Annotated in this window: 20 protein-coding genes and 1 tRNA gene; 10 read left to right on the top strand and 11 right to left on the bottom strand. The window is 73.0% G+C overall.

All coding sequences use genetic code 11. The features are described from left to right. Positions 1–41: 41 nt before the first annotated feature. On the bottom strand, positions 42–275 hold the full coding sequence (locus OG737_RS09695) for a heavy-metal-associated domain-containing protein (RefSeq protein ID WP_328925798.1): 234 nt from the start codon (positions 273–275) through the stop codon (positions 42–44). Between the two features lie 189 nt (positions 276–464). Continuing rightward, a complete protein-coding gene (locus OG737_RS09690; RefSeq protein ID WP_328925797.1) occupies positions 465–1,124 on the bottom strand; it encodes a TetR/AcrR family transcriptional regulator in 660 nt (219 codons plus the stop codon). Between the two features lie 131 nt (positions 1,125–1,255). Between OG737_RS09690 and OG737_RS09685 the strand changes: the two genes are divergently transcribed. Continuing rightward, complete coding sequence (locus OG737_RS09685) at positions 1,256–3,490, top strand: MMPL family transporter (protein ID WP_328925796.1); 2,235 nt, start codon at positions 1,256–1,258, stop codon at positions 3,488–3,490. Between the two features lie 81 nt (positions 3,491–3,571). Here the strand turns inward: OG737_RS09685 and OG737_RS09680 are convergent, their stop codons facing one another. The 3 genes from OG737_RS09680 to OG737_RS09670 form a co-directional block, all read right to left on the bottom strand. Next, positions 3,572–3,772, bottom strand: a complete 201-nt coding sequence (locus OG737_RS09680) for a MerR family transcriptional regulator (protein WP_328925795.1) — start codon at positions 3,770–3,772, stop codon at positions 3,572–3,574. 240 nt (positions 3,773–4,012) lie between these two features. Beyond that, positions 4,013–5,023 (bottom strand): Gfo/Idh/MocA family oxidoreductase, encoded by a 1,011-nt coding sequence (locus tag OG737_RS09675; protein ID WP_328925794.1) that lies wholly within the window; start codon positions 5,021–5,023, stop codon positions 4,013–4,015. A gap of 23 nt (positions 5,024–5,046) precedes the next feature. Continuing rightward, positions 5,047–5,961, bottom strand: a complete 915-nt coding sequence (locus OG737_RS09670) for a sugar phosphate isomerase/epimerase family protein (RefSeq protein WP_405921421.1) — start codon at positions 5,959–5,961, stop codon at positions 5,047–5,049. A gap of 60 nt (positions 5,962–6,021) precedes the next feature. Here OG737_RS09670 and iolC point away from each other — a divergent pair, with 60 nt between their 5' ends. Genes iolC through OG737_RS09650 form a run of 4 tightly spaced genes read left to right on the top strand, consistent with a single transcriptional unit; the run spans position 6,022 to position 11,274 of the window. After that, the gene (gene iolC / locus OG737_RS09665) at positions 6,022–6,981 is read left to right on the top strand and encodes a 5-dehydro-2-deoxygluconokinase (RefSeq protein WP_328925792.1); all 960 of its coding nucleotides are present in this window, start codon (positions 6,022–6,024) and stop codon (positions 6,979–6,981) included. 7 nt (positions 6,982–6,988) lie between these two features. Beyond that, the gene (gene iolB, locus OG737_RS09660) at positions 6,989–7,891 is read left to right on the top strand and encodes a 5-deoxy-glucuronate isomerase (RefSeq protein ID WP_405922407.1); all 903 of its coding nucleotides are present in this window, start codon (positions 6,989–6,991) and stop codon (positions 7,889–7,891) included. Beyond that, positions 7,888–9,762: a 3D-(3,5/4)-trihydroxycyclohexane-1,2-dione acylhydrolase (decyclizing) gene (iolD, locus tag OG737_RS09655; protein ID WP_405921420.1), complete on the top strand. Its 1,875-nt coding sequence runs from the start codon at positions 7,888–7,890 to the stop codon at positions 9,760–9,762. Before iolB ends, iolD begins: the two co-directional genes overlap by 4 nt. A gap of 12 nt (positions 9,763–9,774) precedes the next feature. Continuing rightward, complete coding sequence (locus OG737_RS09650) at positions 9,775–11,274, top strand: CoA-acylating methylmalonate-semialdehyde dehydrogenase (RefSeq protein WP_328925790.1); 1,500 nt, start codon at positions 9,775–9,777, stop codon at positions 11,272–11,274. 111 nt (positions 11,275–11,385) lie between these two features. Here the strand turns inward: OG737_RS09650 and OG737_RS09645 are convergent, their stop codons facing one another. The 5 genes from OG737_RS09645 to OG737_RS09625 all read right to left on the bottom strand — a co-directional run bounded on the left by OG737_RS09645 (position 11,386) and on the right by OG737_RS09625 (position 16,551). Continuing rightward, positions 11,386–12,414, bottom strand: a complete 1,029-nt coding sequence (locus tag OG737_RS09645) for a WxL protein peptidoglycan domain-containing protein (protein ID WP_405921419.1) — start codon at positions 12,412–12,414, stop codon at positions 11,386–11,388. An 83-nt stretch (positions 12,415–12,497) separates the two neighbouring features. After that, complete coding sequence (locus tag OG737_RS09640; protein ID WP_405921418.1) at positions 12,498–13,793, bottom strand: hypothetical protein; 1,296 nt, start codon at positions 13,791–13,793, stop codon at positions 12,498–12,500. A 200-nt stretch (positions 13,794–13,993) separates the two neighbouring features. Then, a complete protein-coding gene (locus OG737_RS09635) occupies positions 13,994–15,175 on the bottom strand; it encodes a S8 family peptidase (protein ID WP_405921417.1) in 1,182 nt (393 codons plus the stop codon). A 78-nt stretch (positions 15,176–15,253) separates the two neighbouring features. Next, positions 15,254–15,670, bottom strand: a complete 417-nt coding sequence (locus OG737_RS09630) for a GNAT family N-acetyltransferase (RefSeq protein WP_405921416.1) — start codon at positions 15,668–15,670, stop codon at positions 15,254–15,256. A 182-nt stretch (positions 15,671–15,852) separates the two neighbouring features. Then, positions 15,853–16,551, bottom strand: coding sequence for a 4'-phosphopantetheinyl transferase family protein (locus OG737_RS09625; RefSeq protein ID WP_405921415.1), 699 nt, complete (start codon positions 16,549–16,551; stop codon positions 15,853–15,855). 133 nt (positions 16,552–16,684) lie between these two features. On the opposite strand from OG737_RS09625, the gene OG737_RS09620 reads away from it, so the two are divergent. The 4 genes from OG737_RS09620 to OG737_RS09605 all read left to right on the top strand — a co-directional run bounded on the left by OG737_RS09620 (position 16,685) and on the right by OG737_RS09605 (position 19,303). Continuing rightward, on the top strand, positions 16,685–17,476 hold the full coding sequence (locus tag OG737_RS09620; RefSeq protein WP_405921414.1) for an alpha/beta fold hydrolase: 792 nt from the start codon (positions 16,685–16,687) through the stop codon (positions 17,474–17,476). Positions 17,477–17,626: 150 nt separating this feature from the next. Beyond that, on the top strand, positions 17,627–18,085 hold the full coding sequence (locus OG737_RS09615; protein ID WP_405921413.1) for a phospholipase: 459 nt from the start codon (positions 17,627–17,629) through the stop codon (positions 18,083–18,085). Between the two features lie 167 nt (positions 18,086–18,252). Then, positions 18,253–19,080 (top strand): AraC family transcriptional regulator, encoded by an 828-nt coding sequence (locus OG737_RS09610; RefSeq protein ID WP_328925782.1) that lies wholly within the window; start codon positions 18,253–18,255, stop codon positions 19,078–19,080. Between the two features lie 97 nt (positions 19,081–19,177). Continuing rightward, complete coding sequence (locus OG737_RS09605) at positions 19,178–19,303, top strand: hypothetical protein (protein ID WP_328925781.1); 126 nt, start codon at positions 19,178–19,180, stop codon at positions 19,301–19,303. Between the two features lie 229 nt (positions 19,304–19,532). Here OG737_RS09605 and OG737_RS09600 read toward each other — a convergent pair. Continuing rightward, positions 19,533–19,605: transfer RNA gene (locus tag OG737_RS09600), tRNA-Arg, on the bottom strand. 332 nt (positions 19,606–19,937) lie between these two features. Between OG737_RS09600 and OG737_RS09595 the strand changes: the two genes are divergently transcribed. Then, positions 19,938–21,590, top strand: coding sequence for a dynamin family protein (locus OG737_RS09595; RefSeq protein ID WP_328930271.1), 1,653 nt, complete (start codon positions 19,938–19,940; stop codon positions 21,588–21,590). Positions 21,591–21,593: the final 3 nt, after the last annotated feature.

Below are 21,593 nucleotides of genomic sequence, written 5' to 3'. Positions count from 1 at the left end.
GGCCGGCACGCCCCGGCGGGGTGCTGCCGAAGAGGGGGCGCTCAGGCCTGGCCGGCGAACTCGTAGCCCGCCTCGTCCACGGCGGCGCGTACGTCCTCCTCGGCCAGCGGGGCGGCGGAGGTCACGGTGACCTCGCCGGTCGCGGCGACGGCCTTGACCGAGCTGACGCCCGGCAGGGCGGAGAGTTCGGTGGTCACCGCGCCCTCGCAGTGCCCGCAGGTCATGCCGGTCACCCGGTAGACGGTGGTGGTCTGGGTGTCCGTCTCGGCGGTCATGTCGTTCTCCTCTTCGAGGGTGCGTGCGGTCGCCGGGGAACGGCGAGTCGCTCCACCGTCCTCCCGACACTCCGAGACTATACCCCTAGGGGGTATGTATGCGAGTAGCCGCGCCTGCTCTCTCGGGGTGGCCGAGCCGGATGAACCGTATGCAATTGGGTGATATGGACCGTCCGGGAGCCTTCGCGGTCAGTGGGGGTGGGTCGGGGTGATCACCGGCTCCAGGTAGCGCAGCAGGACGATCTTCAGCTCCGCGACGTACGCGGCGCGCTCGGCGCCCTCGTGCGCCAGGATCAGGTCCAGGGACGCCTTGAAGATGCCCAGGATCATGTTCGCGGTGCGGGTGAGGTCGGCGGGCCCGGCCTCGGGGCAGAAGGTGCGCAGAACCCCTTCGACGCGGGCGAGCAGGCCGGAGTGCAGCTCCTCGTGCTCCTGTGCGATGCCCGGGATGCCGGAGCCGTGCATGAGCGCCCAGAAGGCGGGGTTCTCGCAGTTGAAGGCGATGACCGGGTCCAGGACGGCGTCCAGCAGCTCGGGCAGGGGGCGGTCCAGGTTCTCGGGCAGGAAGGCCTGTCCGTGCATCTCGTGCGCGCGCTGCAGCAGCTGGCCGCCGAGCTCGACCGCGATGGCCTCCTTGTTCGGGAAGAACTGGTAGAGCGTGCCCGGTGACACGCCGGCCTCGCGGGCGATGGCGTTGGTGCTGGCCGCGGCGTACCCGGTGCGGCAGAACACTCCGGCGGCGGCCGACAGCAGCTGGGAGATCCGTCGCTCACCGCGCGCCTGTCGGCGGCGTGGAGTGGTGGCTTTTTCACCGCTCTCAGTTGTTTTGCCCTTGGGAGTTCCCGGCATGCCCCATCCCTTGCTTCCCGTGGGTGATTGACAAACGCGAGTGGTCGCTCGCATTCTGAGGAAACGCGAGCGACTGCTCGTGTTTGCCAGTCTATTTGGCCTGGCAATCACGGTGAAGGGGACACCGAGTCATGTCCGAAGTCAAGAATCCGCCGTCGCCCGGGGAGAGCGGCGGGTGGACCCGGTTCGTCACGGCCCGGCCGCGGCTCTCGCTGCTGCTCGCCCTGCTGGTCACGGCACTGGCCGTGTTCGCGGGCGGCGGTGTCGCCGACCGGATGGGCAGCGGCGGCTGGGAGGACCCGGGCGCCCAGTCCACCTATGCCGCCGCGGCCCTGGAGCGCGAGTTCCCGGCCTCCCAGCCCAATCTGCTGCTGCTCGTGGACGCCGGCGCGGGGACCGCCGGGGTGGACGATCCCGCCGTCGCCGCCGAGGCGGAGCGGCTGGCCGCACAGCTCGCCGCGGAGCAGGGGGTCGCCGGAGTCGGCTCGTACTGGCGCACCGGGCTGCCCGCGCTGCGCTCGCAGGACGGCCGGCAGGCCCTGATCGCGGCCAGGGTGCTGGGCGACCAGAAGGCCGCCACCGAGGTGCTGGAGCGGATCGCCCCGCGCTACCGGGGCGAACACGGGCCGGTGAGCGTCTCCCTCGGCGGGCCCGCGGCGGTCCAGCGTGAGGTGACCTCGACCATCCAGGAGGATCTGCTGCGCGCCGAGCTGATCGCGCTGCCCGTCACCCTCGTCCTGCTCATCCTCGTCTTCGGCAGCGCCGTCGCGGCCCTGCTGCCGCTCGGTGTCGGCATCGTGGCCATCCTCGGCACCAACGCGGTGCTGCGCGGCCTGACCGAGGTCACCGACGTCTCCGTCTTCGCCCAGAACCTGACCACGGCGCTCGGTCTCGGACTCGCCATCGACTACGCCCTGTTCATCGTCCGCAGGTTCCGCGAGGAACTCGCCGGCGGACGGGATCCGGTGGCCGCCGTCGGAGCCACCCTGCGCACCGCGGGGCGCACCGTGCTGTTCTCCGCGCTGACCGTCGCGGTCTCCCTCTCGGCGATGATGTTCTTCCCGATGTACTTCCTGCGCTCCTTCGCCTACGCCGGGGTCGCGGTGGTCCTGCTCGCGGCGGCGGCCGCGCTCATCCTGCTGCCGGCGGCCCTGGTGCTGCTGGGCGAGCGGGTCAACTCCCTGGACCTGCGCCGGCTGTGGCGCCGGGGTCCCGCGGCCGACGCCACAGCGGAACCGGGCCGGGGCTGGGGGCGGGCGGCCGCGCTGGTGATGCGCCGGGCCCCGGTGTTCGCGGTGGCCACCACGGCGGGGCTGCTGCTCCTCGGACTGCCCTTCCTCGGCGTGAAGTTCGGCACCGTGGACGACCGGCAGCTGCCGAAGACCGCGGAGTCGCACGTGGTCCAGCAGCACATCCGGGACGGCTTCCCGGGCAGCCCCGGCGGCGGGCTCACCGTGCTCGCCGAGGGGGAGGCCGGGCCCGCCGAGCTCGCCGCCTACCGGGACCGCCTGGCCGTCCTGCCCGGCGTGGTCCGTGTCGACGGGCCGGTGAGCGCCGGGGCCGGGGCGCGGTACGCGTACTTCTCGGTGACCGCCGAGGGCGAGACGGTCGGGCCGCAGGCCCAGGACCTGGTCGGCGAGGTGAGGCAGGTCGAGGCCGGCTTCCGGACCTCGGTGACGGGGCAGGCGGCGAGGCTCGTCGACGCCCAGAAGGCCATCGCGGACGCTCTGCCCGCCGCGCTGGCCCTGGTGGTGCTCGCCACGCTCCTGCTGGTGTTCCTGCTCACCGGGAGCCTTCTGATACCGGTCCAGGCGGTGCTCCTCAACGCGCTGAGCCTGACCGCGATGTTCGGGGCGGTGGTGTGGGTCTTCCAGGAGGGGCACCTCTCCGGACTGCTCTCCTTCACCTCCACCGGGGACATAGAGACCACCCTGCCGGTGCTGATGTTCTGCATCGCCTTCGGACTCTCCATGGACTACGGGGTGTTCCTCATATCCCGGATCAAGGAGGAGTACGACCGGACCGGGGACCACGAGGGGGCCGTGCGCACCGGACTGGCCCGCACCGGCGGGCTGATCACCGCGGCGGCCGTGATCCTGGCCGTGGTGATGGTGGCCATCGGTACCTCGCGGGTGACCAACACCAAGATGCTGGGCCTCGGGATCGCGCTGGCGGTGCTGATGGACGCCATGGTCGTGCGCAGCCTCCTGGTCCCGGCGGTCATGAAACTGACCGGGAAGGCCACCTGGTGGGCGCCGGGCCCGCTGCGCAGGCTGCACGAGAGGTTCGGGCTGAGCGAGGGGGAGTCGCTGCCGCCGGCGGAAGTGACCGCCGAGCCGGAGCGGGTGCCTGCCGGGGCCGCCTAGCGGGGCCCTGGGGGACGGGGCCCGGGTGGGCCCCGTCCCCCCGAGTGAGGAATGAGGGGTGAGCGGGGTCAGTGAGCGGGGTCAGTCCTCGTGGCGGCCTCGGTTGCCGGGGCGGCGGGCCACCCAGGTGCGGATCGTTTCGGCGTACCAATAGGGCTTGCCGCCCTCCACATGGTCGGGCGGGGGGAGCAGTCCGTGCTTGCGGTAGGAGCGCACGGTGTCCGGCTGGACCCGGATGTGGGCAGCGATCTCCTTGTACGACCACAGCTGTCGGTCGCTCATTGCACGACACCTCCTTGTCCACGCCGCGGGGTCGGCCGGAAGGCCGTCGGGGGAGCCGGGGTGTGGACAGTGACGATCACTCGGGTTGTGCCCGGGGAACGACGCCGGGTGAGGGCAGGGGAGGGGCTGTAGGGCGCCTGTGACGGAAAGCCCGCGTAATGCGGACATGTGTGACACAAAGGCGACCCCTGTGACAGAAGCGGCACAGGGCTCGCCAGGCAGGAAGGCGGGCAGACGGGCTCAGCGGTAGAGGGCCGGCCGCTCCACCAGCTCCACCAGGGTCCGTACGCCGGTGCGCGCGGCCGCGAGGCCCGCCTCCGAGACGGCGGCCGCCGTGTAGCCGTCCCACGCGTCCGGTCCGGCCACCGTGCCCCGCGCGGCCGCGGTCACCCAGCTGCGCAGCTGCCGGTCGTAGGCGTCGGCGAAGCGCACCGTGAAGTCCTGGTCGATCTCGCCGCCCCACCGGCCCGCCGACTGCACCACCATCGCGTGGCCGTCGCCGATCCGGGCGCTGCCCCGCTCGCCGACCGCCTCGCACTGCACCTGGTAGCCGAAGCCGCAGTTGACGAAGATCTCCACGTCGACGACGGCTCCGCCGGACGTTTCCAGCAGCACCAGCCGGGGATCGCGCAGCCCCTCGGGAGCCGCCGAGGACGCAGTGGGGGAGAGCACGGTGACCGCCGTGATCTCCTGCCCCAGCAGCCAGCGGGCCGCGTCCACTTCGTGCACCACCGAGTCGCTGATCAGCATGTCGCTGGTGAAGAAGGACGGCGAGGCGGCGTTGCGGTGCCGGCAGTGCAGGAAGAGCGGCCGCCCGATCCCGCCCGCGTCCAGCAGCTCCTTCAGCCGCCCGTACTCGGCGTCGTACCGGCGCATGAACCCCACCTGCACCAGGCGCCGCCCCAGACGCCGTTCGGCCTCCATGACGCGCACCGCCCCCGCCGGGTCCGGGGTGAGCGGCTTCTCGCACAGCACCGGCAGTCCGCGCTCCAGGGCCAGCCCGATGGCCTCCTCGTGGGCGGGCCCGGGAGAGGCGATCAGTACGGCGTCCACCCCGGGCGCCGCTATCGCGGCCGCCGGGTCGGTGTGCGCGCCGGCGCCGTCCAGGGCGCCCGCGACCTCTTTGACCCGGTCCCCGTCCGGGTCGGCCACGGCCACCACCCGGGCCCCGCCGACGGTCCGGCCGATCCTGCGGACGTGGTCGGCGCCCATCTTCCCCGTGCCGATGACGGCGATACCGAGCGTGCTCATGTTCGTGTTCCTCCCGGGAAGGGTCAGCGGGCGCCACAGGAGCGCAGGTAGGCGCGGGTGCGGCGGGCGATCGGCAGCGGCCGGTCGGGCTCGCAGGGGTACATGTCCTGTTCCACGATGGCGAACAGGTCCACGCCGAGCCGCTGGGCCGCCGCCAGCACCGGTTCCAGCGGCGGCACCCCGGACGGCGGTTCGCACATCACCCCGCGGCCCACCGCCGGTCCGAAGGGCAGCTGCTCCGCGACGGCTTCGGCGAGGATCCGCGGGTCCACCTGCTTGAGGTGGAGGTAGCCGATCCGCTCGCCGAAGGTCTCGATCGCCCGGACGCTGTCGCCCCCGCAGTACGCGTAATGTCCGGTGTCCAGGCACAGCGAGACCAGGCCCGGGTCGGTGGCGTCGAGGAAGCGCGCCACGTTCGAAGGGGTGTCGATGTGCGTGTCGGCGTGCGGGTGCACCACGATCCGCAGCCCGTACCGGTCCTGGACCTCCCGGCCCAGCCGCTCGGTCTGGGAGGCCAGTTCACGCCATTGACCGGGGGTGAGGACGCGGTCCTCCAGCACCTCGCCGGTCTTGTCGTCCCGCCAGAAGGAGGGGATGACCACGAGATGGGCCGCGCCCATGGCCTGGGTGAGCGCCGCGATCCGCGACACGTGCTCCCAGGTGTCCTCCCATACGGCCGGCCCGTGATGGAGTCCGGTGAAGACCGTTCCGGCCGAGACCCGCAGCCCGCGCTTGGCCGTCTCCTCGGCGAGTCGTGCGGGATCGGTGGGCAGATAGCCGTAGGGGCCGAGCTCGATCCACTCGTACCCGGCGTCGGCGACCTCGTCGAGGAACCGCTCCCAGGGCGTCTGGCGGGGGTCGTCGGGAAACCAGACACCCCAGGAGTCCGGAGCCGAACCGACGCGGATACGGGTCAACGCGGGCGGGGAGGACGTCATAGCGGCCACCTTAGGGTGCGAGGCTCGAAGGGACGGTGAGGACGAGTGGGAGGAGTGGACGTGACCGGCGATCCGATCGGGTTCGACCTGATCACGATGGGGCGGATCGGGGTGGATCTCTACCCGCTGACGACCGGCGTACCACTGGCCGAGGCCGAGACCTTCGGCAAGTTCCTGGGCGGCTCCCCGGCCAACGTGGCCGTCGCCGCCGCCCGGCTGGGGCGGCGGGTGGCGGTGATCACCCGCACCGGCGCGGACCCGTTCGGCGCGTATCTGCGCGCCGAACTGCGGGGGTTCGGGGTGGACGACCGGTGGGCGACGGAGGTCGCCGGGCTCCCCACACCGATCACGTTCTGCGAGATCTTCCCGCCCGACCGCTTCCCGCTGTACTTCTACCGGCTGCCGAAGGCCCCCGATCTGGAGATCGCGGCGGAGGAGCTGGACCTGGAGGCGGTACGGGAGGCCAGGGTGTTCTGGATGACCGGCACCGGCCTGAGCGAGGAGCCGAGCCGCGCCGCCACCCTGGCGGCGCTGGACGCCCGGGCGAAGTCCGGGACCACGGTCTTCGACCTGGACTGGCGGCCGATGCTGTGGCGCGAGAAACCCGGCCCGTACTACGAGCGGGCGCTGGCCGGGGCGACGGTGGCCGTCGGTAACACCGAGGAGTGCGCGATCGCCACCGGCGAGTGGGACCCGTACGCGGCGGCGCGGGCGCTGCTCGCGGCCGGGGTGGAACTGGCGGTGGTCAAGCGGGGCCCGGAGGGCGTGCTGGCGGTCCACCGCGACGGGACGGTGGCCGAGGTCCCGCCGGTGCCGGTGGAGGTCGTCAACGGGCTCGGCGCGGGCGATGCGTTCGGGGGCGCGCTGTGCCACGGGCTGCTCGCCGGATGGAAGCTGGAGCGGGTCATGCGTTTCGCGAACGCGGCCGGGGCGATCGTGGCGTCGCGGCTGGCGTGTTCGACCGCGATGCCGTTCTCTCACGAGGTGGAGGAGGTGCTGGGGCGTGCCGGTGGTGTCTGAGTGGGGGATGGAATGGACTCGGCTGCGGGTACTCGCCCTTGAGCCGGGGGAGGCGTACGGGTTCGAGGCGGGGGAGTGCGAGTGGATCGTGCTCCCGCTGTCGGGCGGGTGCGAGGTCCGCTGCCGGGCTCTGCCCGGACCCGCGCCTCAAACGCCGGCGGGGCTGGATTTTCCGCCGGGCGGCGGTGAAACGGGGGTCATCGGCGGAGCCCCCGCAGCGGAGCCGCAGGCGTTCGAACTCCGCGGACGAAACGGGGTTTTCGGCGGCCCCACCGATTTCGCGTACGTGCCCCGGGACGCGCACGCGGAGGTCACATCGAGGGACGGCGGGCGGTTCGCCCTCGCGGGGGCCCGGTGCGACAACCGGCTGCCCGCCCGGTACGGACCGGCAAAGGCCGTGCCCGTCGAACTGCGCGGCACCGGGCAGTGCTCCCGTCAGGTCAACAACTTCGCCGCCGCCGGCCCCGCCGGATTCGACTGCGACCGGCTCATCGCCGTGGAGGTCCTCACCCCCGGCGGGAACTGGTCCTCGTACCCGCCCCACAAGCACGACGAGCACCACCCCGGCGAGGAGTCCCGGCTGGAGGAGATCTACTACTTCGAGATCGCCCCGCACGGGGACGTCCCCGGGCTCGGCTACCAGCGCGTCAGCCCCTCCCCGGCCGGGAAGACCGACATCCTCACCGAGGTGCGCACCGGGGACGCCGTGCTCATCCCCGACGGCTGGCACGGCCCGTCCATCGCCGCCCCCGGCCACGACATGTACTACCTCAACGTGATGGCCGGTCCGGGCGCGACGCGGGAGTGGCTGATCCGCGACCACCCCGACCACGGCTGGATCCGGTCCACCTGGGACGGCCAGGACGTCGACCCCCGGCTGCCCTTCACCGAGGCGGAGGCACCCCGATGAGACTCACCGTCGCCCAGGCCCTCGTCACCTTCCTCGCCCGGCAGTACACCGAGCGCGACGGACAGCACCGCCGGCTGATCGCGGCCACCTGGGGGATCTTCGGACACGGGAACGTCGCCGGGCTGGGGCAGGCCCTCCTGGAGACCGGCCCGGACGCCATGCCCTTCCTCCAGGGCCGCAACGAACAGGCCATGGTGCACGCGGCCGTCGGGTACGCCCGGCAGAGCGGGCGGCTCTCCGCGCACGCCGTCACCACCTCCATCGGGCCCGGCGCCACCAACCTCGTCACCGGCGCCGCCCTCGCCACGATCAACCGGATCCCGGTGCTCCTGCTGCCCGGGGACACCTTCGCCACCCGGCCCGCCGACCCCGTGCTCCAGCAGCTGGAGGTGCCCTACGCCGGGGACGTCTCCGTCAACGACGCCCTGCGGCCCGTCTCCCGCCACTTCGACCGGATCACCCGCCCCGAGGCCCTGATCCCGGCCGCCCTCCAGGCGATGCGCGTGCTCACCGACCCCGTGCAGACCGGCGCCGTCACCCTCGCGCTGCCGCAGGACGTGCAGGCGGAGGCGTACGACTGGCCCGAGGAGTTCTTCGCCGAGCGCGTCTGGGGGGTGCGCCGGCCCCGGCCCGACCGCCACGAGCTCGCCGTGGCGGCCGAAGCGGTACGGGGCTGTGCCCGGCCGCTGATCGTCGCGGGCGGCGGGATCCGGCACAGCGCGGCCCAGGCGGCCCTCGCCGCCCTCGCCGAGGCCACCGGGATCCCGGTCGCGGTCACCCAGGCCGGCAAGGGCGTCCTGCCGTACGACCACCCCGCCGACCTGGGCGGGATCGGCCACACGGGGACCGTCGTCGCCGATGCCCTGGCCCGGGAGGCCGATCTCGTCATCGCCGCCGGGACCCGGCTGACCGACTTCACCACCGCCTCCGCGACCCTCTTCCGGCATCCGGCCGTCCGGTTCATCGGCCTCAACCTCGACCCGTACGACGCCCACAAACTCGCCGCCCTGCCCCTGGTCGCCGACGCGCGCGAAGGCCTCGACGAACTGCGCCTCGCGCTGTCCGGCCACCGCGTGGATCCCGCGTACGAGACGGCGTACCGTCAGGGCAGGGGCCGCTGGGAGGCCCGCGTCGACCAGGCCTACGCCGTGTCCGCCCCCGACGAGGACCTGCCGCCCACCCAGGCGCAGGTGCTGGGCCTGCTCGACGCCCTCGCCGACGACACCGACATCCTGATCAACGCGGCCGGCTCCCTCCCCGGCGACCTGCACAAACTGTGGCGGGCCCGCTCGGCGGACCAGTACCACGTCGAGTACGGGTACTCCTGCATGGGATACGAGATCCCGGCCGCGATCGGGGTCGCCCTCGCCGCGCCGGGCCGCCCCGTGTGGGCGCTGGTGGGCGACGGCACGTACCTGATGAACCCGACCGAGATCGTCACGGCCGTACAGGAGGGTGTCCCGCTCAGGCTGGTGATCCTCGACAACCACGGCTACGCGTCGATCGGAGGCCTTTCCGGGGCCGTGGGCGGCGAGGGCTTCGGCACCGCGTACCGCTTCCGCGCGCCGGACGGCTCGTACACGGGAGAGCCCCTCCCGGTGGACCTCGCGGCCAACGCGGCCTCCCTCGGGATGGCCGTGATCCGCGCCCGCACCGTGCGTGACCTGCGGGAAGCTCTCGCCGAGGCCCGCTCGGCAACATGTCCCACATGTGTCTACGTACAGACCCGAACGCCCGACACTGTGTCGGGCCCGCCCCCCGCACAGGCGTGGTGGGATGTTCCTGTGGCCGAGACCGCGACCCGCAAGGCGGCGGCCCAGGCCCGTGAAGAGTACGACCGGCAAGCCGCGCAGCGACGTCGCCATCTGTGAAGGAGCAAAGGCATGAAGACCGTCAACCACTGGATCGGTGGCAAGACCGTCGAGGGCGCGTCGGGCAATTACGGCCCGGTCACCGACCCGGCCACCGGCGAGGTCACCACCCAGGTCGCGCTCGCCTCGGCCGCCGAGGTCGACGCTGCCGTAGAGGTCGCCAAGGAGGCGTACCTGACCTGGGGCCAGTCCTCGCTGGCCGCCCGCACCAAGGTGCTGTTCGCCTACCGCGCCCTGCTGGACGCCAACCGCGACGCCATCGCCGAGCTGATCACCGCCGAGCACGGCAAGGTCCACTCGGACGCGCTGGGCGAGGTCGCGCGCGGCCTGGAGATCGTCGAGCTGGCCTGCGGGATCACCACCCAGCTCAAGGGCGAGCTGTCGACCTCGGTCTCCAGCCGCGTCGACGTCTCCGCCATCCGCCAGCCGCTGGGCGTGGTCGCGGGCATCACCCCGTTCAACTTCCCGGCGATGGTGCCGATGTGGATGTTCCCGTTGGCCGTGGCCTGCGGAAACACCTTCATCCTCAAGCCGAGCGAGAAGGACCCCTCCGCCGCCAACAAGCTCGCCGAGCTGATGAGCGAGGCGGGTCTGCCGGCGGGCGTGCTGAACGTCGTGCACGGCGACAAGGTGGCCGTGGACGCGCTCCTCGCGCACCCCGGCATCGCGGCCGTCTCCTTCGTCGGATCGACCCCGATCGCCCGGCACATCCACACCACCGCCTCCGCCAACGGCAAGCGCGTCCAGGCGCTCGGCGGCGCCAAGAACCACATGCTGGTGCTCCCGGACGCCGACCTGGACGCGGCCGCCGACGCGGCGGTCTCCGCCGCCTACGGCTCGGCGGGCGAGCGCTGCATGGCGATCTCCGCCGTCGTGGCCGTCGGCTCCATCGGCGACGAGCTGGTGGAGAAGATCCGCGAGCGCGCCGAGAAGATCAAGATCGGCCCCGGCAACGACCCGACCTCCGAGATGGGCCCGCTGATCAGCGCCGCCCACCGCGACAAGGTCGCCTCGTACGTGAAGGGCGCGGCCGCCCAGGGCGCCGACGTGGTCCTGGACGGCACTGGGTACACGGTGGGCGGCTTCGAGAACGGCCACTGGATCGGCCTGTCGCTGCTCGACAACGTGAAGACCGACTCCGACGCCTACCGCGACGAGATCTTCGGCCCGGTCCTGTGCGTGCTGCGCGCCGAGACCTACGAGGAGGGCGTGGCCCTCATCAACGCCTCGCCGTTTGGCAACGGCACCGCGATCTTCACCCGCGACGGCGGCGCCGCCCGCCGCTTCCAGCTGGAGATCGAGGCGGGCATGGTCGGCGTCAACGTGCCGATCCCGGTCCCGGTGGGCTACCACTCCTTCGGTGGCTGGAAGGACTCGCTCTTCGGCGACCACCACATCTACGGCAACGACGGCATCCACTTCTACACGCGCGGCAAGGTCGTCACGACCCGCTGGCCGGACCCCGCGGACGCGCCCGCGGGCGTGGACCTGGGCTTCCCCCGCAACCACTGACCCGCGCCCGTAGGTCCGCTCGCCCCCCGCAACCCTCACCGCGGGGGGCGAGTCCGTTTCAGCGCTCGCCGTGACCCTCGCTGTGACCCTCCCTGGCGATACCCCGACCGGTCACAGCGAACGGGCCAAGTCCGGTGCGGACCCGGTGTGTTCCGGGACCGTGCGGCGCCGGCGCCGCACCACCCGGAAGGCGATGCCGGCTCCCGCGAGCACCAAGGCCGCGCCCACCGCCGGCCACGGCACGGCGACGAAGTCCGTTCCGGACTCCGAGACGAGCTCGGGATGGGCGCTCGCCCCGGCGGCTATCGTCACGGTCACCCAGTCCGACTGCGGTGCGTCCGGCCACGGTTCGGTCAGCTCGACCCGCTGGCCCGGCAGCAGCACCAGCTTCAGCTCACGGGCCGGCCGGTTCAGCACCTGACGCCCGAACAGCCCCTCGGCCGTGACCGTCACCTTCGGCTCGACGACCACGTTGCCCCGGTTGACCAGGGCGTACGAGATCGTGGCGCGGGCGTCGCGGACCCAGGGCAGCAGCGGTGCCGACCGGCTGACCTTCACGTCCTCCACGCTCAGCCCCGGCGTCAGCGGGCCCGGCACCCGGAAGTACAGCCGGGCGCCCACCGAGCGCTTCACCCCCACCTGGACCTTGCCCTCCTGCTGCACGCCCTCCACGGCGGTGTTCAGGGCGACGATCCCGCCGACGTGGTCGCCGGGCGTCGCGTCCGCGGGGACCTTCACCGTGAAGGGGACGTCCTTGCGGCCCTTGGGCGGCACGGTCACCGTGGTCGCGGTCTCCGGCGGCAGCGCGATCCACGCGCCGACGTCCTTGGGCCCGGTCTCCACCGGCAGCAGGGCGAAGGCGCCGCCCACCGGAGTGTTCACGGCGTCGGTGGCGAAGACCTGGAACGTCAGCTCCTTGTCGGAGGAGTTGAGGATCGTCGCGCTGTCCTGGACGGTGGTCCCGGCCGCGCCCTGGTGGAAGAAGTACGCGCGGTCGGTCATCGCCGCACCGGCCGGGGGCGTGGGGAAGACGCCCCAGGTGCCGTTGTCCGCCGCCGAAGCGGTCGCGGCCGGGAGCAGGCCCGCGCCCAGCAGCAACAGGCCGACGAGCAGACCGTACAGAGAGGTGCGGGTGCGCATGGGCGGTTCTCCAGTCGGCACGGAAACGGGGAAGGGGTGGTGCGGCGCCGGAGCGCCGCACCACCCTGGGGCCCGGGGGCCGGTCAGGCGATCGAGAAGGTCACGACCGTCTGGTAGGTGTCGGCGAACATGAACGGCGGGAGCTGGATCATCCCGGCTCCGCCGACGGCGAACTCACCACCGGTCAGCTCGTCCCCGCCGGGGCCTTGCGAGGCCACCTTCATCGGGGTCCCGGAGATCGCGCCGGGCGCGCCCGCGGTGCAGGTGCTCGGGCTGTCCGGGTTGGTCACGGTGCAGGACGGCTGGATGCCGATCTGCGCCTTCGCCATCGAGTGGCCGGTCGCCTGGTTCAGGAACGGCGTACGGGTCGCCGTCACGTCCCAGCCGAGCGAGCCGCCGCGGAAGTCCTGGACGGTCGCGGCGTTGAAGACGCCGACCACCGACTGGGCCTTGCCGTTGATGGTCACCGCACCGAAGCTGACGGCCGGCTGGCCGTCCTTCGGGCCGAGGGCCAGCGGTCCGGGCAGGACCTCGACGTCGACCGGATTCTTGACGCCCGCCTGCTCCTCCAGGAACACGAAGGCCTTGTACGGGGTGACCGAACCGTCGATCTTGATCGTGTCGGCCTTCTTGGTGACCGTGATGTTGCAGGTGGCGGCGCCTGACGCGGCCGCCGTGCCCGTCCCGGTGTCACCGGTCGCCACGCCCCCGAGCAGGGCGGAACAGGTGACGGGGCCGGCCGGGAAGTTGGCACCGGTGACGACGACGGCGGTGCCCGCCGGGCCGCTGTTGGGCGTCAGCTTGGTGGTGACCGGGTCCTTGGGCAGGGCTTCGACGGCGACCGATCCGAGGGAGGCGCTGGGGCGCGGCGCCGGGGTGCACGTGGTGGTGAAGACCGACCCGGAGAGGTCCGCGTCGGTCACCGCCAGGTCGAGTGCGACGTCGACCGTGGTGCCCTCGGTGCCGTCGGGGATCTTGATGGTTCCGGAGAACGCCTTCGGGTCGAGCGGCTGCCCGGCCACGACGGTGACGGTCTCGGGCGGGCTGGTGACCACCTGGGTGGTCGTCCCGACCTTGAGGGTGATCTTGGAGGTGTTCACCGTCGTGACGGAGAAGCCGGGGACCAGGGGGCTCGCACCCGGGTCGATCGTGATCGGGACGACGTCGCCGGCCTTGGCGCCGTCGGGCAGTGTGATCGTGTAGTTCTGGTTGCCCGAACCGTCCGGCTGCGGCGCCGGGGCGTCGCAGTTCTCGAACACCGCGGTGGTCTTCGTCGCGGCCTGGGCGGAGCCTGCCAGGCCCACCACACCACCCGTCAGGGCCAGGGAAAGGGCTCCCGCCCCGGCCAGCACTCTTCGTCGAAGCGTTTTGGTACTCACTGGGTCGCGACTCCTTCGTCATGACGAACCCCTCCCCCCACCCGCTGTGTGGGGGAGGCCGAGCCGGTGCGGTGGCCGACATTGACGCGTCGCGGTGATGAGAAGTCAATGACTTGTTTTCGCCCGAAGCACACAGAAATTGATGTGCCATCAGAACGGGTCTGCTGGCACATCGGATACCGACTGGTCGGTGACCGCCGTTAGCGGTCGCTCGGGGTGTGCAGCAGGAGGTTCGGGGTGCCGGGAGGGAGCGCGGTGATCCGGTCGGGCACGGCGCTGCGTACCAGCGTCTGCGACACCTGCGACGGGGTCTTCGCCGTGCCGTCGGCGAGGACGAGCGCCGCGACTCCGGCCACGTGCGGGGCCGCCATCGAGGTGCCGGAGGCCCGCGCGGTGGCGGTGGCGGAGCCCTTCCAGGCCGAGGTGACGGACACGCCGGGAGCCGAGAGGTCCACGCAGCGGCCGTGGTTGGAGAACGGCGCGCGCCGGTCCGCGGCGTCGGTCGCGCCGACCGTGACGGCCTGCGGGACGCGGGCCGGGGATACGGCGCAGGCGTCCTCGCCCTCGTTGCCGGCGGCCACGGTGACGGTGATCCCGGCGGCGACGGCCCGCGCGACCGCGGTGTCGAGGGCGTGGCTGGGGGCGCCGCCCATGCTCAGGTTCGCCACCGCCGGGGTGGCGGGCGACCTGGCGGCGTTCTTCACCATCCACTCGATCCCGCCGACCATGGCCGACAGCCGTCCGTCGCCACGGCAGTCGGCCACCTTCACCGCGACGAGGGAGGCCCCCTTCGCGACGCCGTACGTCCTTCCGCCCACGGTCGCCGCGACGTGCGTGCCGTGGCCGTTGCAGTCGCGGGAGGTTTCGAAGAACACCCCGTTGTAGCCGGTCCGGGCACGGCCGCCGAACTCCTGGTGGGCGGTGTTGATCCCGGTGTCCACCACGTAGACGGTGACGCCCTCGGCCCTGGTCGCGTACGAGTACGAGCCGTCGAGCGGGAGTTCGCGCTGGTCGATCCGGTCCAGCGGCCAGGGCGCCTGCGGCTGGGTGTCGGTGATGTGGAACTCCGCGTCCGGCTCCACGTTGGCCACCCGGGGGTCGGCGGCCAGGGCGGCCGCCCTGGCGGCGGTGGTGCGGACGGCGAAGCCGCTCAGGACGGTGTCGTAGACGGCGCCGACGTGGTCACCGGCCTGCGCCGCCTCGCCGGCCAGGGCGTGGGCCGGGGCGCGGGAGGTGGTGTCCTTCAGGACGACGACGTACGGGGCGGTGGCAGTGGCAGTGGCAGTGGCGGTGGTGTCGGGGGACGGCGGCAGGGCGGTGGCCGTGGTGGCCGCCACGAGGAGGGCGGCGGCGGCCGGGAGGAGGGCGGCGAATGCGGTCATGTGGCCGATGCTCGGCGACGGGCGGCGCAGGCGCGCGGAGGGTGCGCCGACTGGGCGCACGACACGCCGCCGCGGGAGCTACTTCGCGTCCAGGGGCCAGCCGCGCATGGCGAAGACGCCCTCGTCGCGGGCTCCGGCGGAGGCGTACGTGGCCAGGGCCGCCTCGTTGTCCGTGTCGACCCCCACCCACATGCCGTAACAGCCGCGTGCCCGGGCCTCGTCGGCGAGCGCCAGGGCCAGGGCGCGGCCGATCCCGCGGCGCCGGTAGCCCTCGTCCACGGAGAGCTCGTACAGGCACATCTCGGTGCCCTTGTCGGGGTGGCTCATCTCGACGCCGGAGACCATGCCGGCCGGTACTCCGTCCACGTACGCGATGAGCATCAGGTGCCACGGCGCGGCGAGGAAGCGCTCGCACCACTCCGCGCGGGCGGGCCCGTCGAAGAGGGACTCGGCGGCGGTGAGTTCGGCGGTGGTACGGGCCCGGCGGATGTCCATGGCGACGATGATGCCGGGACGGCATGCGCGGACGCGGATTTCGACGCGGCGTGGCGGGCGGCGCCCGGGGCAGGACCCGGGGCAGGACCCGGGGCGGGACCCGGGGCGGGACCCGGCCGAGGCGGCCGCCGGGCCTGCCCCGACGGCTGTGGCCGCGGCGCGCGCCGGGCGGGTGCGAGCCCTCAGGCCCGCACGGCCACGGCCGCCGCGTAGCCCGCGGGGGCCGGGAGGTCCCGTAGCGTCCAGCCCGGTACGGAGGCCGGGGCGGCGGCGGAGCCGACGTACGGTTCGGTCACGCCGCGGGCCAGGCCCGTGCCTTCGGCCTTGAGGCAGGCCTCCTTGCGGCTCCAGACACGGGCGAGGGCGGGCCTGCGGGCCGGCTCCGGGAGCGCGGTCAGCTCGGCGACCTCCGCCGGGTGCAGCAGGGGCATGACGTCGGCCACCGCGTCGGGGCCCGGTGTCTCCTCCACGTCGACGCCGACCGGCACCCCGGCGAAGGCCAGGTAGGCCACGTCGCCGCTGTGCGAGAGGGAGAAGTGGACCGCGCCGCCGGCCACGGCGGGCCGCCCGTGCGGGCCTCCGCAGCAGGGGCACTCCTCCCGGACCAGCAGGACCTGCTCCGGAGCCTGCCCCAGGTAGCTGCCGAGCAGCACGCGCAGCGCCAGGTGCGAGGCGAGGTACCGCTGCCGGTCCGCGGGCCGCAACAGCTTCCCGGCGCGCTCCTGTTCGCCGGCGTCCAGCAGCGCCACCGCCGCGGCGACCTCGTGCCCGCCGACCGACTCCAGCGAGGTGTCCAGGGACCACACCGCGACGGCCGCGCCCTCGGGGGCCGTGCCGGTCCGCGGTGCGTCGCCGCCGAGCTGGTTCATGTACTCGATCACCTGACCGAGGGTAGACGAGCCGGGATGCGCCCGTCGGGGGCTGGCTATCCTCGGCCCCACGGGAAGTACCGGCAAGACCGGCAAGTACCGGCAAGTGCCGGGAAGTACGGGGAAACACACGGGGGAGTACATCGTGCGAAGCGCTGCCGTCACCGCGAACGGCGACCGGATCCGCTGGGTGGAACTGCCGGGGGAGGAACCGGCCCGGGTCTACGTGCACGGGCTCGGGGCCAGCTCGCCCGCGTACTTCGCGGCGAGCGCCGTCCATCCGCTGCTGGCGGGGCGCCGTTCCCTGCTGGTCGACCTGCTGGGCCACGGGCACAGCGACCGGCCCGAGGACTTCTCCTACACCCTTGAGGCGCATGCCGACGCGCTGGCGGCCGCCCTCACCGAGGCCGGGGCGCACGGCGCGGAGCTGATCGCGCACAGCATGGGCGGATCCGTCGCCATCGTGCTCGCCGCCCGGCACCCCCGCCTGGTCTCCCGGCTGGTGCTCGTCGACGCCAACCTGGATCCGCTGCCCCGCGTACCCGGTACGTCCGGGAGCAGCGGGATCTCCTCCTACACCGAGGAGGAGTTCCTGGCGGGCGGGTGGGCCGAGGTGCGCGACCGTGTCGGGGCGCACTGGTGGTCCACGATGCGGCTGGCCGGCCGGACCGCCCTGCACCGCAGCGCCGTCCACCTGGTCGCGGGCACCGAGCCCACCATGCGCGAGCTCCTGCTGGGCCTCAGGATTCCGCGCGGCTTCCTGCTGCCCGAGGCGGACGGCCCGCTTGCGGGAGCCGACGCGCTGCGGGCGGCGGGTGTCGCCGTACTGGCCGTCCCCGGCTGCGGGCACAACATCATGCTGGACAACCCGGAAGGCTTCGCCGAGGCGGCCGCCCGGGTGCTGGCGCGGGCCGGGGCCGGGGCCGGGGCTCTTTGACGGACGGGCGGAGTGCCGCCCGGCGGTGGCGGCAGGCGATACGGAGCGGCCCCGTCCGTCGTTGAGAGGGCGGCGCAGGGCGACGGTGCGCGGTCCGTGGCCGCACGGGGAGTCCGGGCGCCGTCCGCCGCCCGCTCCAGGAGGAATGCCATGCGCCGCCGCCTCACCCCCCTCCCCGCCTTCGCCGCAGCCGCGATGGCCGCCGTCCTCGCCGTCGCCACCCCGGCATCGGCAGCCCCCGCGGACAAGCCCCTGGTGCTCAGCACCTGGACGCAGACCAGCGAGGCGAGCTACGAGGCCTGGGCGACGGCGCGCGAGAACCGGGCCGGCTGGGCGGCGTACGGCTTCGACTGGTCGACCGACTACTGCACCAGCTCCCCCGACAACCCCTTCGGCTTCCCCTTCCGGATGGCCTGCGCACGGCACGACTTCGGCTACCGCAACCACCGGGCGGCAGGGCTGTTTCCGGCTGCCAAGTCCCGGCTGGACCTCGCCTTCCACGAGGACCTGAAGAGGGTCTGCGCGCACTACTCGGGCACCCGCAAAGGCTCCTGCGACAGCACGGCGTGGACGTACTACCAGGCGGTCCGGGTCCTCGGGATCTCCTAGCCGCACGCGCCCGGCACGGCCCGCGCCCAAGGGGCGTACGGCTTCGGCCGTGAGGAGCGCTCCTCGTCCGATCGAACGGCCGGGCCCTATCGTTCGAGGTGTCGATCCATTCGGGGAGGGACGTACCGATGGCCGGAATCTCGGGCGTGGCCGGTCCGGGAGTCGAGATGACTCGCGTGGGTGACCGGTGGCGGGTGACCCGGCCGTGGCCTCCCCAGTTGCGCCCGTTCGTGCACAGCTATGCCGGCTACTGGGAGGCGGCGGCCTCGCCGTACCGGGTGCGGCTGGTTCCCACCGGCCGGGCCGTCGTGGTGATCAGCCTGGGGGAGCCGTTCGCCCAGGTCCGACGGCTGGGGGAGGCGAGCCCGGACAGCCAGGTGACCGGCTCGCTGGTCGCGGGTCTGGAGGACGGGCCCCGGGTGTGCGACCACCCCGGTGGCCAGGAGGCGATCCGGCTCGAGTTGACCCCACTGGGTGCCTTCCGGCTGTTCGCCGTGCCGATGAGCGAGTTGACCAACAGGGTGGTCGAGCTCCGCGACGTCCTTGGACCCGAGGCCGGAGTGCTGGTGGAACAACTGGCGGCCACCGGCGACTGGGGAGCCCGTTTCGACCTGCTGGACAACGCCCTGTCGGCCCGCATCGGGCGCGGCCCGCGTCCCGCGCCCGAGGTGAGCCACGCCTGGCACCTGCTGTCCCGCGCCGGCGGGGCGATCCCGGTCGGCCGGATCGCGGCCGAAGTGGGCTGGAGCCAGGGCTACCTGGTCCGACGGTTCACCGAACAGATCGGCCTGGCGCCCAAGATGTCCGCCCGGGTACTGCGTTTCCACCGGGCCGTAGGGCTGCTCACCCGCGAGGGCGCGAATCTCACCGACGTGACCGCTGTCTGCGGCTTCTACGACCAGGCTCATCTCAACCGCGAGTTCCGCGCCCTGGCCGGGACCACCCCCGGCCGGATGTCCGCCGCCCGTGTGGCGGAGGGCGCCCTCACCCTGTGACGGGCGAGGTCAGATTTGTCCAAGCCAGGCCGCCCGCACGTCGCTAGTGTCCCCGTTCGTGGTCGATCGGCGACCCGGCCCAGAGGGGGAGTACTCGATGGAAGACCTGCTGCGCATCCTCGTGGGCGGCGCGCTCACAGGCGCCTTGATCGGTTTGGCGGGAGCCCTCGGCCGGCGCAACCGCAGGCGCCGGGAGAGCGGCGGCGGCACGACCGGCCGCTGACGCCTCGTCCGAAACAGGTGCATGGCCGGGGCAGCGCCGCGACACGGGGCGGTCAGAGGTGATAAAGGACGAACGCGGAGGGCGGGCCCCGGACCGGGGACCCGCCCTCCGGCGTGTCTCCTCGGCGCGCCGAGGACCCTTACCCCGCCGCTACGGGTGCCCCGATAAGCTGCTCTGACCTGCACGAAAGCCCTCCGCGGAGGGAGGGCTCGGGGTGGTGCGGAAAGAGTGCCCCCGGCAGGACTCGAACCTGCGGCCAAGTGCTTAGAAGGCACCTGCTCTATCCACTGAGCTACGGGGGCCGGAAGGTGGCCGTGGTGGGCCTGGAGCCCCTGGTGGGGGTGGGACTGTGGTCCGTGCCGGGTCAAGGATAGGGCTCCGGTCGCCTTGTCCCGGTTGCTTCACCCGCGTGCCACGATGTGGAGGTTCGGTGAAGCGGTCCCGATAATCGCAGGCAGGTGCGATTCTCGCATCGCTTTTGCGCCGCGGCGCCCCTGGTGTTGTGCACTCGTTATGCCTGCGCCCCACTCGTCCGTCGTGTCCAGGATGTCCCACTGGGGTAGCGGTCGGCGCGCAGGGGACGTATAAGCTTCAAAAATGGTCCCAAATTGGGCATTCTTCGCATGTGGTGACCTTGGATGTTCGGCCTCAGCTGCTCGATGCCCTGTCCGCCCTGCGCGACCGGGTCGCGTCCGTGCGTCTGCCGCTGCCCCTGCCCGGCGCTCCGCGCGCCCGCCAGACCAGAGCCGAGCTGCTCGCACAGCTCGATGACTACCTCGTACCCCGGCTGAAGGCGCCCGAGGCGCCGATGCTCGCCGTCGTCGGCGGGTCCACCGGGGCCGGCAAGTCCACCCTCGTCAACTCACTCGTCGGACGGCAGGTCAGCGAGGCGGGGGTACTGCGCCCCACCACGCGTACGCCGGTGCTCGTCTGCCATCCGGATGATCACCACTGGTTCGCCGGGATGCGGGTGTTGCCCGACCTCATGCGGGTCTGGGTGCCGCACGGCGAGGAGGAGCCGCCTTCCGCCGCCAAGACCGGGCCCCGCGACCGCGGCCACCCGAACGCCCATCGCCGCGGCCACCCGAACGGCCACGGCCGCAGCCACGCCACCCGCGAGATGAGGATCGAGACCGTCTCCACCCTCCCGCGCGGACTCGCCATCCTCGACGCCCCCGACATCGACTCCCTCGTGGTCGAGAACCGGACACTCGCCGCCGAACTCATCTGCGCCGCCGACGTCTGGGTGATGGTCACTACCGCCTCGCGGTACGCCGACGCCGTCCCCTGGCACCTGCTGCGCACCGCCAAGCAGTACAAGGCCACCCTCATCACCGTCCTCGACCGGGTCCCGCACCAGGTGCTCGCCGAGGTCTCCCGGCAGTATGGGGCCCTGCTCACCCGGGCCGGGCTGGGCGACGTACCGCGCTTCACCGTGCCCGAACTCCCCGAATCCGCCGGCGGCGGCGGGCTGCTCCCGGGCAGCGCCGTCGCGCCGCTGGCCGCTTGGCTCGCCCACCACGCCCAGGACCCCGCCGCCCGGCAGTACGCCGTCGGGCGGACCGCGCTCGGCGCGCTCGACTCGCTCGGCCGCCGGATGCCCGAACTCGCCTCCGCCGTCGCCGCCCAGTACGCCGCCGCCGTACGGCTGACCACGGCCGTGGAGCAGGCGTACAAGAGGGAGGGCAAGCGCGTCCGCAACCGTCTCGACCAGGGCGCCGTGCTCGCCGGGGACGCGCTGACCCGGTGGCGCGGCTACCCCCTCGACACGACCGCCGACGAACTCCTCGACTCGCTCGCCGAATCCCTCGCCTCGCTGCTCCAGTGCGCCGTCGCCGCCGCCGACGAGCGGATCGCCGAGTCCTGGCGGCGCGAGCCCGCCGCAGGCGCCGTACCCCTGCCCACGCCCGACAGGGAGGCGGGGGAACGTATCGGCATGGCCGTACGGCGCTGGCGGCGCGTGCTGGAGGAACTCGCCGAGGAGGAGGTCGCGCAGCTCGACCGGCAGCCCGCCCCCGACCCCGACGCCGTCGCGGCGCTGCTCGTCGCCGCCCTCCTCGGTGGCAAGCGGGCCCGGCCCGCAGGGGAGAAGCTCGCCGAACGGGTCGGCGCGCAGGCGGCCCTGCGGCTGCGCGACCGGGGCGCGGAGCTGGTCGGCGACCACCTCGACCAGGTGCTGCGCGCCGAACGCGACCGTCGGCTCGCACCGCTGGAGGCGCTTGAAGTGACCCCGGAACCACAGGCCGAGCTGATTGCCGCGCTGTCCGTACTGCAGAAGGAGAGGTGACGC

The organism is Streptomyces sp. NBC_00122 (genome assembly GCF_045160845.1).
Classification (GTDB): Bacteria; Actinomycetota; Actinomycetes; order Streptomycetales; family Streptomycetaceae; genus Streptomyces.
The sequence above is the reverse complement of the archived record's forward strand: the minus strand, read 5'-3'. Positions and strand labels throughout refer to the sequence as shown.